The organism is Palaeococcus ferrophilus DSM 13482 (assembly GCF_000966265.1).
In the GTDB taxonomy this organism is placed as follows: domain Archaea; phylum Methanobacteriota_B; class Thermococci; order Thermococcales; family Thermococcaceae; genus Palaeococcus; species Palaeococcus ferrophilus.
The window spans coordinates 24,665-39,316 of the sequence record NZ_LANF01000009.1 but is presented as its reverse complement, the minus strand read 5'-3'; the positions used below and the strand labels follow the sequence as shown (position 1 = coordinate 39,316).

At 56.8% G+C, this 14,652-nt stretch carries 15 protein-coding genes and 1 tRNA gene; 9 read left to right on the top strand and 7 right to left on the bottom strand.

Features of this window, described 5'->3' with window-relative positions:
* Positions 1–3: 3 nt before the first annotated feature.
* From PFER_RS03280 to PFER_RS03270, 3 genes are all read right to left on the bottom strand, one after another.
* Positions 4–792, bottom strand: coding sequence for an ABC transporter permease (locus PFER_RS03280; RefSeq protein ID WP_048148735.1), 789 nt, complete (start codon positions 790–792; stop codon positions 4–6).
* Positions 789–1,721: an ABC transporter ATP-binding protein gene (locus tag PFER_RS03275; RefSeq protein WP_048148733.1), complete on the bottom strand. Its 933-nt coding sequence runs from the start codon at positions 1,719–1,721 to the stop codon at positions 789–791. The genes PFER_RS03280 and PFER_RS03275 overlap by 4 nt, the downstream gene beginning before the upstream one ends.
* A 103-nt stretch (positions 1,722–1,824) precedes the next feature.
* Entirely contained in the window at positions 1,825–3,510 is a 1,686-nt protein-coding gene (locus tag PFER_RS03270) for an acyl-CoA mutase large subunit family protein (RefSeq protein WP_048148730.1), read from the bottom strand.
* 134 nt (positions 3,511–3,644) lie between these two features.
* Here PFER_RS03270 and PFER_RS03265 point away from each other — a divergent pair, with 134 nt between their 5' ends.
* Positions 3,645–3,971 (top strand): cupin domain-containing protein, encoded by a 327-nt coding sequence (locus tag PFER_RS03265; RefSeq protein ID WP_084593899.1) that lies wholly within the window; start codon positions 3,645–3,647, stop codon positions 3,969–3,971.
* Between the two features lie 46 nt (positions 3,972–4,017).
* Here the strand turns inward: PFER_RS03265 and PFER_RS03260 are convergent.
* Positions 4,018–4,095 (bottom strand) — tRNA-Gly (locus PFER_RS03260).
* A gap of 76 nt (positions 4,096–4,171) precedes the next feature.
* Between PFER_RS03260 and PFER_RS03255 the strand changes: the two genes are divergently transcribed.
* Genes PFER_RS03255 through PFER_RS03240 form a run of 4 tightly spaced genes read left to right on the top strand, consistent with a single transcriptional unit; the run spans position 4,172 to position 6,697 of the window.
* Entirely contained in the window at positions 4,172–5,143 is a 972-nt protein-coding gene (locus PFER_RS03255; RefSeq protein ID WP_048149098.1) for a beta-ribofuranosylaminobenzene 5'-phosphate synthase family protein, read from the top strand.
* Positions 5,144–5,154: 11 nt separating this feature from the next.
* Positions 5,155–5,556: a nucleotidyltransferase domain-containing protein gene (locus PFER_RS03250; protein ID WP_048148727.1), complete on the top strand. Its 402-nt coding sequence runs from the start codon at positions 5,155–5,157 to the stop codon at positions 5,554–5,556.
* A complete protein-coding gene (locus tag PFER_RS03245; RefSeq protein ID WP_084593897.1) occupies positions 5,532–5,909 on the top strand; it encodes a HEPN domain-containing protein in 378 nt (125 codons plus the stop codon). The genes PFER_RS03250 and PFER_RS03245 overlap by 25 nt, the downstream gene beginning before the upstream one ends.
* Positions 5,906–6,697 (top strand): N-glycosylase/DNA lyase, encoded by a 792-nt coding sequence (locus PFER_RS03240; protein WP_048148724.1) that lies wholly within the window; start codon positions 5,906–5,908, stop codon positions 6,695–6,697. Before PFER_RS03245 ends, PFER_RS03240 begins: the two co-directional genes overlap by 4 nt.
* Here PFER_RS03240 and PFER_RS03235 read toward each other — a convergent pair.
* From PFER_RS03235 to PFER_RS03225, 3 genes are all read right to left on the bottom strand, one after another.
* Complete coding sequence (locus PFER_RS03235) at positions 6,694–7,959, bottom strand: UbiD family decarboxylase (protein ID WP_048148722.1); 1,266 nt, start codon at positions 7,957–7,959, stop codon at positions 6,694–6,696. The genes PFER_RS03240 and PFER_RS03235 overlap by 4 nt on opposite strands.
* Before the next feature lie 46 nt (positions 7,960–8,005).
* Positions 8,006–9,145 (bottom strand): iron-containing alcohol dehydrogenase, encoded by a 1,140-nt coding sequence (locus tag PFER_RS03230; protein ID WP_048148720.1) that lies wholly within the window; start codon positions 9,143–9,145, stop codon positions 8,006–8,008.
* A gap of 131 nt (positions 9,146–9,276) precedes the next feature.
* Positions 9,277–9,732, bottom strand: coding sequence for a hypothetical protein (locus PFER_RS03225; RefSeq protein WP_048148717.1), 456 nt, complete (start codon positions 9,730–9,732; stop codon positions 9,277–9,279).
* A 179-nt stretch (positions 9,733–9,911) separates the two neighbouring features.
* Between PFER_RS03225 and PFER_RS03220 the strand changes: the two genes are divergently transcribed.
* The 4 genes from PFER_RS03220 to PFER_RS03205 are packed head-to-tail and all read left to right on the top strand — an operon-like array spanning position 9,912 to position 14,641.
* Entirely contained in the window at positions 9,912–11,144 is a 1,233-nt protein-coding gene (locus PFER_RS03220) for a BMP family lipoprotein (RefSeq protein ID WP_048148715.1), read from the top strand.
* A 38-nt stretch (positions 11,145–11,182) separates the two neighbouring features.
* The gene (locus PFER_RS03215) at positions 11,183–12,721 is read left to right on the top strand and encodes an ABC transporter ATP-binding protein (RefSeq protein ID WP_048148713.1); all 1,539 of its coding nucleotides are present in this window, start codon (positions 11,183–11,185) and stop codon (positions 12,719–12,721) included.
* Positions 12,702–13,751, top strand: coding sequence for an ABC transporter permease (locus PFER_RS03210; protein ID WP_048148711.1), 1,050 nt, complete (start codon positions 12,702–12,704; stop codon positions 13,749–13,751). The genes PFER_RS03215 and PFER_RS03210 overlap by 20 nt, the downstream gene beginning before the upstream one ends.
* Entirely contained in the window at positions 13,748–14,641 is an 894-nt protein-coding gene (locus PFER_RS03205; protein ID WP_048148709.1) for an ABC transporter permease, read from the top strand. The genes PFER_RS03210 and PFER_RS03205 overlap by 4 nt, the downstream gene beginning before the upstream one ends.
* Positions 14,642–14,652: the final 11 nt, after the last annotated feature.

The following is a 14,652-nucleotide window of genomic DNA, read 5'->3' as shown; positions in this document are numbered from 1 at the left end:
ACCTCACTCCGGATACTCCTTGCGGTAAATCCCCAGCAGGGTGAAGAGGAGCGCCGCCAGGATGGCTCCTACGAAGAACAGCGCTGACATTGCCGGTTCTCCTTTGTAAGCGTCGAGACCCGCGTGGAGGGTGAAGCTGCTCTTGAGGAGAACTCCAACCTGGTAGTTTAGCGTAAAGCGCTCGGGGTTGTCAAAAAAGGGCAGCTGGGGAAGGATGAACTGCGCAACGAAGACGAGGGCGAAGGCCGAGAGGGAAGCGTAGAGGGGGCGTGAGACGAGGATTGAGAGCAGCATCGCGAGCGCACCCAGGCTCCCGAGAAGGAGGAGGGTGACACCGAGGGCATAGAGCGTTTCATCGAGCGTGGCCGTGAAGCCCTCGAGGCCGGCCTTGTAGAGCAGAACCCCGTAAACCTGAAGGAGCATGTAGGGAACCCCAAAGAGGATTGCCAGGCCCGTAAGTCCAGCGAGGAACTTGCCAAATACGATCTCGCTCTTCCTTATGGGCTTTGTGAGGAGGAGCCTTATGGTTCCGCGGTCAATCTCGCTCGCGAGGAGGTCGCTCATGAGGATTATCGCCACGAGCTGGCCGATGACGCTGAGCCAGAAGTTCACCATGAACTCCGAGGTCACTATCTGGAAGGAGCGCTCGAGGGCCCTCGCCCCGTACTCCGTTATCTCCTCGTGGGTGAAGAAGTAGACTATCACTGGGAGGAGCATGGCAGCGAGCATAACCTTGAAGCGCCTCGCCCTGATGATCCGCGAGACCTCGCTGGAGTAGAGGACGCCTATCACTCTTCCACCTCCAGGCTGAACTTCTCCATGAGAATCCTCTCGAGGGGGCTCGTGTGGGGCTTGAAGAGCTTGAGCCTTATCCCCTCGGAGCTCAGGTACTTTGGAAACGCCAGAAAGAACTCGTCGCGGAACTTCGGTTCCACGATTACCCTGAGAACGTTGTCCTCCTCCCATGCCTCCCTCACGTAGGGCCTCTCGCGGAGGTAGGCGAGTGCCTTCCCGTTGTCGGAGGTTATCACGTCGTACTCGTTCTCCTCCACCTGCGTCAGCTCGCTTATCCTTCCCTGGGCTATTATGCGCCCCTGGTTGATTATCCCCACGTGGTTGCACATCCTCTCTATCTCGCTGACTATGTGGGAGCTCACGAAAATCGTCTTTCCCTCCTTTGCCAGCTCCAGAATTCTGCCGATGAACTCTATCCTCCCGAGGGGGTCGAGGTTGGCGGTGGGCTCGTCGAGGATTAACAGTTCGGGATCGTTCATGAGCGCCATCGCGAACATGACCCTCTGCTTCTGTCCGCTTGAGAGCTCCTTCATTTTGTTGAGCGCTATCCTCCCGACGCCCACGTACGCCATCAGCTCCTTGGCCCTCTCCCTTGAGGCGTCCCTCTTCATCCCGGAGAGGCGCCCCATGTAGGTTAAGAACTCGAAAATGGTCATGTTGTCGTAGGCTATCGGCGTTTCGGGCATGTAGCCGACGTTCTTCATTATCTTTACCCTCTCCCGGGGCATTTCCATGTCGAAAATCCTTATCTCGCCGTAGGTGGGCCTTAGGGCGGCGGTGAGCATCTTTATCGTGGTGGTCTTTCCGGCACCGTTGGGGCCGAGAAAACCGTAGACCGCACCCTCCGGCACGTTCAAATCGAGGTTGTAGACTATGTTCCTCTTCCCGAAGAACTTGGTGAGCTTTTCCGTCCTGATAACGTCCATAAACGGCACCTAATACTGCTTTGCTCGTGAAGATTATAATCTAAACGGATTTAAAAACGTTTTGATGGAAACTTCCTTTGACAAACAAAAAAGGGTAGAGGGCTCAGAATATCAGCGGGGCCCTGTACTCGCCCCAGACCTCGCGGAGGACGTCGGTGACCTCTCCGAGCGTCGCGAGGTGCCTGTGGGCCTCGATGATGTAGGGCACGAGGTTTTCATCCTCAGTTTCGGCGGCCTTCCTGAGCCTGTCGAGGGCCTCCTCGACCTTCTTACCATCACGCTCGCTCCTGAGCTTCTTAAGGCGCTCAATCTGCCTGTCCCTGATGCTCGGATCAACCTTGAGTATCTCCACATCCAGCGGCTCGTCAACTATAAACTCATTCACGCCGACGATGATGCGCTTCTTCTCCTCGACTTCCCTCTGGTACTTGTAGGCTGACTCCGCTATCTCCTTCTGGATGTAGCCGCGCTCGATGGCCTTCATCATGCCGCCCATCTTCTCTATCTTCTCGATGTACTTGAGGGCCTCATCGTAGATGTGGTCGGTGAGCCACTCGATGTAGTAGCTTCCTCCGAGCGGGTCTATGGTGTCGACGACGCCGCTCTCGTAGGCGATTATCTGCTGCGTCCTGAGGGCGATCCTAACGCTCTTCTCGGTCGGGAGTGAGAGGGCCTCGTCGTAGGAGTTGGTGTGAAGGCTCTGCGTTCCGCCGAGGACAGCAGCGAGGGCCTGGATAGCAACCCTAACTATGTTGTTCTCGGGCTGTTGGGCGGTAAGGGTTGAGCCAGCGGTCTGGGTGTGGAAGCGCAGGAGCATTGAGCGCGGGTTCTTGGCGTTGAACTTCTCCTTCATTATGTAGGCCCAGAGCCTTCTGGCCGCTCTGAACTTGGCTATCTCCTCGAGGAAGTTGTTGTGGGCGTTGAAGAAGAAGCTCAATCTTGGAGCGAACTTGTCAACGTCCATACCCCTCTCTATGACGGCGTTAACGTACTCTATACCGTCGGCGAGTGTGAAAGCCACCTCCTGGACGGCGTTCGCTCCAGCTTCCCTGATGTGGTAGCCGCTTATCGAAATCGGGTTCCACTTGGGGACGTTCTCGGCGCAGTACATTATGACGTCCGTGGCGAGGCGCATACTCTGCTTGGGCGGGAAGATGTAGGTCCCCCTCGCTATGTACTCCTTGAGGAGGTCGTTCTGGACGGTTCCACGGAGCTGTTCGGGCTTAACGCCCTGCTCCTCCGCAACGAGGATGTACATCGCCAATAGGTTGGCGGCCGTGGCGTTGATGGTCATTGATGTGGAAACCTTGTCGAGCGGGATTCCATCGAAGAGTATCCTCATATCCCAGAGGGAATCAATGGCAACGCCGACCTTACCGACCTCTCCCTCGCTCATCGGGTGGTCGCTGTCGTAGCCTATCTGGGTCGGCAGATCAAATGCCACACTCAAACCCGTCTGGCCCTGCTCAAGGAGGTACTTGTAGCGCCTGTTGCTCTCCTCGGCGGTTCCGAAACCGGCGTACTGCCTCATCGTCCAGAACCTGCCGCGGTACATGGTCGCGTAAACGCCCCTCGTGAATGGATACTGGCCCGGAAAACCGAGCTTATCAAGGTAGTCCCACTCTTCGAGGTCGGCAGGGGTGTAAACGCGCTTGACCTCGAAGCCGTCATCCGTCATGAACTTCTCCTTTCTCTCGGGCCTCTTGGCGATGAAGGGCTTAACGGTCTTTTCCTCCCATTCCTTCTCGGCTTCCCTAATCTTCTTTATCTTCTCGGGGTCAAAGGTCATCCGCACCACCACTCACTCATATGTTTTAAGCCTATAAAAACCTTTTACATTGGGAAAAGCGGGGTTTTGCATTGGATAATTTGTCCAGCAGGAAGGGATAAATACCCCCGCGGGAATTCCCATTGGGTGGTTGTGTGATTGAGAAGGTCGTTCTTGAAAGGGCCGCGGAGAAGATAGAAGAACCCTGGTCTCCCGTGGAGGTGGCGAAGGTAAACGATTACGTGGTCAGGATGGCGCTCTTTGAGGGTGAGTACCACTGGCACAGGCATGCCAACGAGGACGAGCTCTTCTACGTGCACAGGGGCAGGATAGTCATCCAGCTGAAGGGATTCCCCGATATACACCTCGAAGAGGGCGAGCTCGCGGTCGTTCCAAGGGGAGTTGAGCACTGCCCGAAGGCGCTTGAGCCATCCTACGTGCTCATGTTCGAGAGGGGCACGCTCAAGAGCAGAGGGGACTGAATTGGAGCGTTAAAATCGGCTTTGGGAGAAAGGAACCTTAGAATTGTGGTGCGGTGGCCGGGATTTGAACCCGGGCCAGCGGCGTGGCAGGCCGCTGTCCTAGACCAGGCTAGACTACCACCGCACTGCCCCTGCCGTAAGATACTACGTAAGGGGAGCATTTATAAAGTTTTCGGTCGTTCTACCGGTGGTGAGGGATGATGATAATCGAGACACCAAGAAGGCTTCACCTGGGCCTTATAGACCCTTCCGGTTCCCTCGGAAGGCGCTTTGGCTCCCTCGGCGTTGCCCTTGAGGACGGCTACAGGATAAAGCTCTTTCCTCATGATTCGCTCGTGGTTAAGGCGGAAGGCGAGGACGTTGAGACCATAAAGAGCGTGATCAAGAGGATGAACGAGCGCTTTGGAACGGGGTTCAACTATTTGGTTGAGGTCGAGAGGGCCATACCGCGTCACGTGGGGCTCGGTTCCACCACCCAGCTCTCCCTCGGCCTGGCACTCGGCATAGCAAGGCTCAATGGGGTAAACACGAACGTTGAAGAGCTGGCTTCCCTCCTCGGGAGGGGCAAAAACTCGGGAACCGGGATATACGCGTTCAAATTCGGCGGTTTTGTGCTCGACGGCGGCGTCAGGGGTGGAATCCCCCCGCTCATCTTTAGGGAGGAGTTTCCGGAGGATTGGGCGTTCATACTCGTCACGCCCGAGGTGGAGCCGGGGTTTGACGAGGAGGAGGAAAAGCCCGTCATGGAGGGGACACTCGGGAACATCGAGGCCGCGAGGGAGATAAGCCACAGAATCCTCCTTGGACTCCTTCCAGCGCTCAGGGAGAGGGACATAGAGGCCTTTGGGGGACACCTCTCCGAAATCCAGAGGCTCGTTGGGAGGCACTTTGAGAGCACCCAGGGGGGCGAGTTCAGGGAGGACGTGAAGCTTGTAGTGGACTTCCTCCGCGAAAAGACCCATGGCGCAGGGCAGAGTTCATGGGGGCCTACGGTTTACGGGCTCATTGATAGGGAGCTCTATCCGGCGATCTCGGCAAAGCTCAACGACTTCCTCAGGGAGCACGGGATAAGGGCGAGGGTGGAGCTTGGAAGGGTTAGGAACAGGGGTGCGGAAGTGATAAGTGAGAACGCATACCTCGAAAGGTTGATAAGGTCCGTCGGGGAAAGATGATTGGTGGGAATATGGGGGCCTTGGAAAGGGCTTTGGAGCTAATTGAAAAATTTTTTGGAGATAATGCGGAGATTGTGCTCCTTTTCGGTTCACGGGCCCGGGGCTCGGGTTCCCCCTCCTCGGACTACGATATCCTGGTCATCCTGAACTCAAAAAAGGACAAACCTATCTTTTGGAAGAAGCTTTTCAGGCTGGAGGTAACCCTTGGTGTGTCCTACGATGTGGTTTTGGTGTCAAAAGATGAGATAACGGCCGATAATCCACTGATCTGGGGTATTTTAACGGGGTACAAGGTTCTCAAGGGACAGGAAAAGTGGGAGAAAATTCTTAATTCACTCCGGAAAGAGATCAAGGCTAAAAAGCCCGTTTTGATCGAGGAGGGAAGGAAATGGGAGATCGCCCAGCTGATTTGACGCTGAAAATAGCGGGGGAGCACCTCAACGCCGCCCTGGACGAGCTGCATGCTGGAAGATTGAATTTTGCCGTCTTCCACATACAGCAGGCCATTGAGAAAAGCCTCAAGGCGCTTCTACTCTCAAGGAACACAGATATTAGAACCCACAAGCTTGGTCAGCTCTTCGCCCTTGCCCGGATTGACCTCTCGGACGAGGACATGCTGAACCTTGGCGAAATAGAGAGGGAGTACACCCGGAGCAGGTACTACACCCCGGGCTTTAACCCCCTGACGGATTATAAAAAAGAGGACGTCCTTAGGTGGTACGCAACAGCAGAGCGCATTTATTCCCTGGTGGTGAAAATGATATGACCCTCGAACGCTTCATCGGCGTGAAGTACCGGAGGGACGAGGATAAAATCGCCCGCCTCAGGGAGCTTTTAGAGGAGATAGGCATCGAAGGGGCGAGGGTCATCGAGGAGAGGGTTGACCTGCAGTTCGATGCCCTCAAAAACCTCCGCGAGAACCTTGAGGATGACGAACTCTTCATAAAGCTCGTCATAGCGAACGCCGTTGTGAGCTACCAGCTGAGCGGAAAGGGGGAGGCTTGGTGGTGGGAGTTCTCGCGCCACTTTTCGGAGAATCCTCCGGAGGGAAGCATCTGGAAGGCTTACGCCGATTTTCTGCCCCGTTCCAGAACCAACAGGCGGCTCGTCGCGGGGAAGGTGAAGCGCCTCCAGAGGCTCGAGCCCTTCCTTGAGCCGCTCGACCTGAACGCCCTTGGGGAGTACTACCTCGCCGGAATGGGGCGCCTCAGGGATGATATTGCGGAAGCGCTCAATTCAAAGAGGAGCGCCAAAACGATAGTCTTCGCCGTCAAGATGTTCGGATACGCCGGGAGGATAGCCTTTGGGGAATTCGTGCCCTACCCGATGGAGATTGAGATACCCGACGACGTGAGGATAAACGCCTACACGAAGCGCTTCACGAACGAACCCCCCGTGAGCTTCTGGGCGGGAATAGCGGAGGAGACCAAAATCCCCCCGCTCCATATTGACTCGATACTCTGGCCCGCCCTCGGGGGAAACGAGGAGGTAAAAAAGAGGCTCAAAGGGAACTGCAAAAAGTGGGAGCTGGTCCTTGAGCTGGTTGAGCTTTAGACGCTGGCCCTCTCGAACTCCTCCTTTCTATCGAGCGGTTTTGTGGCGTCAATCCCCCACTTGGCGGTGAGGCTCTTCGTTGCGGAGGGATCGAGGGAGCTTCCCCTCGCGTTGGGAACTATCACAAGGTCCCTGTCTGCCTGGAAGCGCGTTGCCACCGCCCACTCCACATCCCTGTCGTCGTAGATGTTGATGTCCTCGTCAACGACAACCACGTGCTTTAAGCTGGGGTGCCCGGCGAAGGCGGCGAGAATCGCGTTCTTCCCATCCCCGTCGTGCTGTTTGGTGATGCTAACAACGGCGTGGAGCCACATGCCGCTGCCCTCCGTTAGGCGGACGCCGTGAACCTTCGGCACAACCCTTTTCACGCTCGCGTATATCTGCGGCTCCTTCGGGAGGCCCATGAGCATGAAATGTTCATACCCTCCGGGGAGGAGCGCGTGGAAAATCGGGTCATCAACGTGGTACATCCTCTCGAAGACCATCAGCGGCTGCTTCCTCACGTAGTCGTAGGTTCCGGTTATATCAACGAAGGGGCCCTCGTCAACCAGCTCGGGCGTTATCCTAGCCTTAAAGGCGAACTCCGTCTCTACCGGCACGGGGATGCCGTCAACCTCAACCACTTCAAGCGGCCTTCCAAAGGCCCTCTCGCTCATTCTCGACGCTATCTCAAGCTCGCTCACTCCGTAGGCGGTGCTCACCGCTCCCGCAAGGAGGAGGTGGATGGGGTTGCCAACCACAACGACCACGTCCAGCTCCTCCCCCCTCTCGGCCCTCTCCTTCCACATGGCGTAGAGGTGTCTCGGGACGAGCCTTATGGCGGCGGTTTTTTCATCCCTCACCATCATCCTGTGGAAGGACACATTTACGAAGCCGTTATCGTCCTTCGCAATGACCATTGCGGAGGTGAAGTACTGGCCGCCATCCTTGGGGTAGTACACGGGGATGGGCAGCTCCGTTAGGGAAAAGTCCTCCGTGGAGTTCTTGAGGAACGGCGCATCTTCCACCACCCTGTAGGGTGAGGGGTTCTCCATAGCATCTGCCATGAAGTGGATTATCTCCCCTATGCCTATGCCGAGGTAGGCCGCTATCCTATCCCTCGTGCTCCACACGTTCCCCGCAACCTTCCACCCCTCAACGTCAGTGAAGAGAACGGGCCGGTCCATGTGCCTGAGCAGGTGCCTCGTCACCTCGAGGCGTTTGCTGACGGGCTCATCAATCACAACGGTATCCCCAAACCTCTCGATTATCTCCGCGAGCATGATACCACCTGAAAAATGTAGGGGAGCGGGAATAAAAACCTTGGCTTTAGTGCGTGTAGAACGCCTTCCTGTAGAGTTCCTTTATCTCGTTCACTGTCGGCTCGATGGGATTGAAGTTTATGAGCGGGTCGCGGTGGGCTTTTTCTGCCATCTCATCGAGCCTCCTGAGGAACTCGCCCTCGTCAACGCGCTCCATGAGCGGCTCAACTTTGAGGGTCTCGCTGAGCTCCCGTACCTTCTCAACGAGCTCTTCCGCTCCACTCAGCCCCAGCTCCCTGGCAATCTCCGCGTAGCGCAGCCTCGTCCTCCCGTCGCGCATGTTAAACTCCATCACGTGAGGAAGCAGAACCGCGTTTAAATAGCCGTGTTCGCCCATCCACGCCGCTTTGTGGCTCATGGCATGCGCCAATCCGAGCCTGGCGTTGAGGAAGGCTATGCCGGCCATGGTTGCCGCGTAGTGCATCTCCTCCCTCGCCTCGGGGTCGCCCTCAAGGGACTTTGGAAGCCACTCGAAGACCGCCTTTGTGGCCCTGAGCGCGAGCGCGTCGCTGAAGGGCGTCGTTGCGGTGGTGGTGTAGGCCTCAATCGCGTGCACGAGTACATCCAAGCCCGAGTTCCTCGCAACCTTAGGGGGCATGCCGCGCGGAAGCCTCGGATCCAGTATCGCGTACTCCGGCGCTATCTCAAAGCTCACGAGTGTGTACTTGAGGTCTCCGTACTTGAGCACGCTCGCTGCTGATACTTCACTCCCGGCCCCGCTCGTGGAGGGGATTGCCACAAGGGGTGTCCTGAGAGGTGGAATCCTCTTCAACGGCGGATTGAAGCGGTCGAGAACCGCGACCTCCTCGAACTCAGCATCCGAGTCGTAGAAGACTTTAACCGCTTTGGCAACGTCTATAACGCTCCCCCCGCCGATGGCCACGATCATGTCGGGGCCGAAGGCCTTAACGCGCGGGAGCACCTCCTCCACGTACTCGTAGCTTGGCTCGGGGGGAACGCCCTCCACCACCATCACCCCTGCCCCGGCATCTTCCACGTGGTTCATGGCCTCGTTGAGGAAGCCGTGAACCCTCATTGACCTGCTCGAGAATATAAGAACCCTTTCGTGCCCCTTCGCCACGCTCCGGAGGTATGAGAGGGAGCCCTCCCCGAAGGCTAGTCGAGTTTTCAGGCTGAAGAACCTCATGCGCATCACCGGATAATCTTCGCGAGGGAAGGATAAAAGGCTAACCCAGACCCTCGGCGATAGCTGGTGTCATCACAGTTCAGTTCCGAAACCGCTCGTCATCGGGTGTGAGGGAGTAGGAATCAGCGCTTTTAAGTTCTCCGCACGTAGGTCTTCCTCTCCACCACGCGGCCCTCCTCAAACCGGTACACTTCAACCCTTTCGAAGCCGAGGGTTTCCCTCTTGTAGGCCACGAGGTAGTCAATGAAGTTCCTAAGGGCGTAGCGCGTTATTGAGCTCCCCACGTACTTCCTCTCGTAGAGGAGAACCAGCCTCTCGGTCTCCTTCAGCCAGGTGTAGAGCTTTGACCTCTCCCCCTTTGGGCGGCTCAGGGGGTCAACTATAAGGTAGCCGTCGAAGGTGTACCCCTCAAAGGGTGAGCCTATGAAGACGTTCTCCTCAAAACCCTCGAGGGGGAAGGGGAGCGCCTCGGCAAGGAAAGTCATTCCCCTGGAGAGCCACGCCTTCATGAATGCCCTCCCTATCCTCTTGGCGTCCCCCGTGAGGAGAACCACTCCGGAATCAAGGTTCGCTATGTCTATCAGCATACTCCATCCCACCGTTTTTTAAACGAAGGTGTTTAAAGAATTTCAGAGAGGGATTTAAAGCCAAATTGGTGCATAGGGAGTAACGCAACTCCCCGGTCCTACAGATGGGGCTTCACTGGCGGTGAATACCGCAAGGTATATAACAATGCCGCTGAAACTCTGTGGTGAGGTGTTACCCCATGAAGAAGGTGTTTGGATTGTTGTTGATTGGCCTCATGGCCTTCGCCGTGGTGGCCAGCGGATGTATAGGCGGTGGGGAGAAGAGCACCACGCAGGGCAAGATAGCCATAGTCTACGATGTTGGTGGCAGGGGTGATCTGAGCTTCAACGATATGGCCTACCTCGGTGCCAGCAAGGCAGCTAAGGACTTTAACCTCCAGCTCGTTGAGCTCCAGAGCAACAGTGAGGACGACTACGTCACGAACCTCGAGACCCTCGCGAGCCAGAAGGAGTACACGATTATAATCGCCGTTGGATTCATGATGACCGACGCGGTTAAGCAGGTCGCCACAAAGTACCCCGACCAGAAGTTTGCAATCATAGACGGTTTTGACCCTGAGATGCCCGACAACGTCATGATGATCCTCTTTAAGGAGAACGAGGGTTCAGCCCTCGTAGGTGCTCTTGCGGGCCTCATAGCGGCCAACGACGGAAAGGACAAAGTGGGTATCGTCCTTGGAATGGAGATACCCGTTCTCTACAAGTTCGAGGCAGGCTACCGCTTCGGTATCAAGTGGGCAGAGGACTACTACAAGCAGAAGGAGGGCAAGGACATCAACCTGGACGTTCTCTACCAGTACACCGGCTCGTTCGGTGACGCCGCTAAGGGTAAGGCCGCCGCCCAGGCCCAGCTCAGCCAGGGTGCCTGGGTGATATACCAGGTCGCCGGCGGTACGGGCCTTGGTGTGTTCGATGCCGTTGAAGAGGCTCTCAAGGCCCAGAACAAGAAGATGGGACCGCCGTTTGCAATAGGTGTTGACTCGGCCCAGGACTGGATTAAGCCGGGAGTCATCATTGCCTCAATGATGAAGAGGGTTGACGTCGGTGTCTACACCGCCGTTAAGGACGCGGTTGAGGGCAACTTCAAGGGCGGCGTCGTTGAGCTCGGCCTCAAGGAGGGCGGTGTTGGCGTAAGCACCGTGGACGATGTTATGGCGATGTTTGACTCACTCCCGCAGGATACCCAGCAGCAGAAGCTTAAGGACCTTGGCTTCAACAGCAGGGACGAGCTCAAGCAGTACCTTGAGGACACAAGGAAGCAGGTTCCTGACTGGGTCTGGGGGGCCGTTGATGAGCTCAAGCAGAAGATCATCAGCGGTGAGATTAAGGTTCCGGCTCCCATGGACAAGGACGGCATAGAGGCCGTTAGGAGCGCCCAGACCTGGCAGGACATGATGAACCTCGCCAAGTGAAGTCCTTTTCTTTTTCATTCTCTTTGGGAGGTGCGACGATGGAGAGGACGCCAATAATCGAGATGAAGGAAATAGTCAAGGTTTATCCTGACGGAACGAGAGCCCTCAAAGGTGTTGACCTTACCGTGTATAAAGGTGAGATTCTAGGTCTGCTTGGTGAGAACGGTGCAGGAAAGACCACCCTCATGAAGATACTCTTCGGTATGCTCTCCCCGACGGACGGTAAAATATTCGTTAACGGGGAGGAGCTTCATTTTAAGAGTCCTTCCGATGCCATAGCCCACGGCATCGGTATGGTTCATCAGCACTTCACGCTCGTTGATGTTTTTGACGCCCTCCACAACATAATCCTGGGCATGGAGGGCCACGGTCTCTTCTCGAAGATAGACGTTGATAATGCAAAAAAGAAGCTCCAGAGGCTTATGGACGACCTGAACTTCCAGGTGCCCCTCGAGGTTCCGGTGGAGGACCTCCCCGTGGGGGTCCAGCAGAGGATTGAGATACTTAAGATGCTCTACCGTGACGTTGACGTCCTCATCCTTGACGAGCCGACCGCCGTTTTGACCCCCCTTGAGGTGGAGGAACTCTTCAGGGTTCTGAGACAGCTGAAGGCCGAGGGGAAGACGATAATCTTCATCAGCCACAAGCTCAACGAGGTTCTGGAGCTGACCGACAGGGTCACCGTCATAAGGAAGGGGGAGCTCATCGGAAGCGTCAACACGAGCGAAGCTACCCCACAACTCCTTGCGAAGATGATGGTCGGCAGGGACGTCGTTCTGAGGATTGAGAAGCCCCCCAAGGAGCCGGGAGAGCCAATTTTCAAAGTCGAGAACCTCAGCGTTATGGGGGATAGGGGGGAGGTCGCCGTCAAGAACCTCTCCTTCGAGGTTCGCGCGGGTGAGATATTCGGTATAGCCGGTGTTGAGGGCAACGGCCAGACGGAGCTTATAGAGGCCATATCTGGCCTTCGAAAGGTTGCTGGAGGGAAGGTTTACCTCAACGGCAATGACGTAACGGGGAAGGGGCCGAAGGATCTCTACGACAGGGGAATGGCCCACGTTCCCGAGGACAGGACCCACATGGGTCTCATACTCGACATGACCGTTACGGAGAATTCCATACTCGGCCTCCACTGGCACCCGAATTTCCAGCGCTTCAGGGGAGTGATTCACTGGGGCAAGGCAAGGGAACACGCGAGGGCCCTCATAAAGCAGTTCGACATCTCCGCCCCGGGAACTGAGGCGCCGGTTAAGTCCCTCAGCGGTGGCAACCAGCAGAAGTTAATCGTGGCGAGGGAGGTTAGCAAGGAGCCGGTGTTCATAATAGCCGCCCAGCCGACAAGGGGCGTTGACGTCGCCTCAACCGAGTACATAAGGAACTACCTCGTCAGGCTGAGGAATGAGGGCAAGGCGGTTCTTCTCGTCTCGGCCGACCTGGACGAGGTCATCCAGCTGAGCGACAGAATGGGAATAATCTACGAGGGAGAGTTCATGGGCGTTGTGAAGCCCGAGGAGGTAACCATTGAAGAGATAGGAATGATGATGGGAGGTATCCGCTATGAAAACATCAGGAAGTGAGCTCCTAAAAACGGTCAACTTCCGCCCCTTCGTCGAGAGCCTCATAGCCGTCCTCGTGGGATTCCTCATAGGTGCGATAGTCCTGGTGGCCTTTGGGTACAACCCGCTTGAGGCGTACTACTGGCTGCTGCGGGGCGCTCTGGGGTCCGTGGGTGGGATGGCCTCGACCCTCAAGTACTCCACCCCGATAATGCTCACGGCCCTCACCTTCGCCCTCGGCACGAGGACGGGAATCTTCAACATCGGTGCGGAGAGTTCGTTCTACTTCGGGGCAATAGCTGCGGTTATCTTCACCAACATGTGGCCCAACGAGCTCTTTGGAATCGTCATGGGCATGCTCCTAGGTGCCCTCTGGGCCCTGCCCGCGGCCCTCCTCAAGGTTTACCGCGGCGTCCACGAGGTCATCTCCACGATCATGCTCAACTGGATTGGGTGGTACTTCGTCCTCTGGCTCATAGTCGGCCCCTACGCCAACCCCAACGACCCCAACAAGACCATCAGAATACCTGAAGTCGCCAGACTGCCGGAGATCGGCTACGGCCTCTCGATAGCCATCGTGATAGCAGTCCTCGCCTCCATACTAACCTACTTCCTGCTCTGGCACACCAACCTCGGCTTTAGCATGCGCGCCAGCGGTATGAACGAGAAGGCCGCCCGCTACGGCGGAATGAGCCCGAGGATGGCCATCATATGGTCCTTCGTCATAGGAGGCTTCCTCAGCGGGCTCGGCGGTGCGATGAAGATTATGGGAGAGGGACCCACCTACGCCATAAGCCAGGGCGGTGCGAACATCTACGGGTTCGGTTTCGACGGAATAGGCGTGTCCCTCGTGGGAAGGAACCACCCCCTCGGCATAATACTCTCGGCGGTGTTCTTTGGAATGCTCAGGGCGGGAAGGTCGCTGATGCAGGCGAACGCCCACGTTCCCCTCGAGATAATCAACGTCATCCAGGGAATAATCGTCATCACCGTCGCCGTCCCGTCCCTCTACGACCTCGTTAAAAAAGCCCTGAGGAGGTCTGCCCCATGAACGCGGTGGACATAATGACGATCCTCTTCACCTCCCTGATGGCCATGGTGCCCATAGTGCTCACGAGCGTTGGAGCGGCGTGGAGCGAGAGAGCGGGTGTGGTCAGCATAGGCTACGAGGGCGTCCTCCTCATGAGCGCCTTCTTCGGCGCGATATTCGCGGAGCTCACCGGACACGCAACCATTGGCCTCGTAGGAGGAATTATCACGGGGATGCTCCTTGGGATGCTCCACGGTGCCCTAACGGTTTATCTCAAGGGAGACCACGTTATCCCGGGCATTGGAATAAACCTCCTCGCCATGGGTGTCGTGCCCTTCGGTATACTCGCCTACTGGGGAACCGCGGGCCAGCACCAGCTCGTGGGGAGCGCCCAGCTGTGGCACATAAAGACCTCCACCGTGGAGCTCAGCCCCATGGTCTTCGTGACCATAATAATCGCCATCGTGACGTGGTGGGTGCTTTTCAAGACGCCCCTCGGTCTTCGCGTTAGGGCCGTCGGTGAGAATCCGGAGGCGGCCGATGCACTCGGTATAAACGTCGAGAAGTACCGCTTCTGGTCAACGGTTTACGGCCACGCCCTGGCGGGACTTGCTGGAGCCTACATGAGCGTTGACTGGCTCGGGCTCGTTCACAAGACGATGTCGGGCGGAAGGGGCTTCATAGCACTCGCCAACATGGTCTTCAGCGGCTGGAACCCCGTGGTCTCGCTCATCGGCGGCTGGCTCTTCGGTTTCTTCGAGGCGCTGGCTACTTGGTTGGCTCCAAAGCACATAATCCCGGGGCAGTTCATCCTGATGCTGCCCTACATAATGACCCTCGTCATCGTGGCAGGGATCATCGGAAAGGCGAGGCCGCCGAAGGCCGATGGAAGGCCCTACAAGAGGGAGTGAGCCGTTACCCA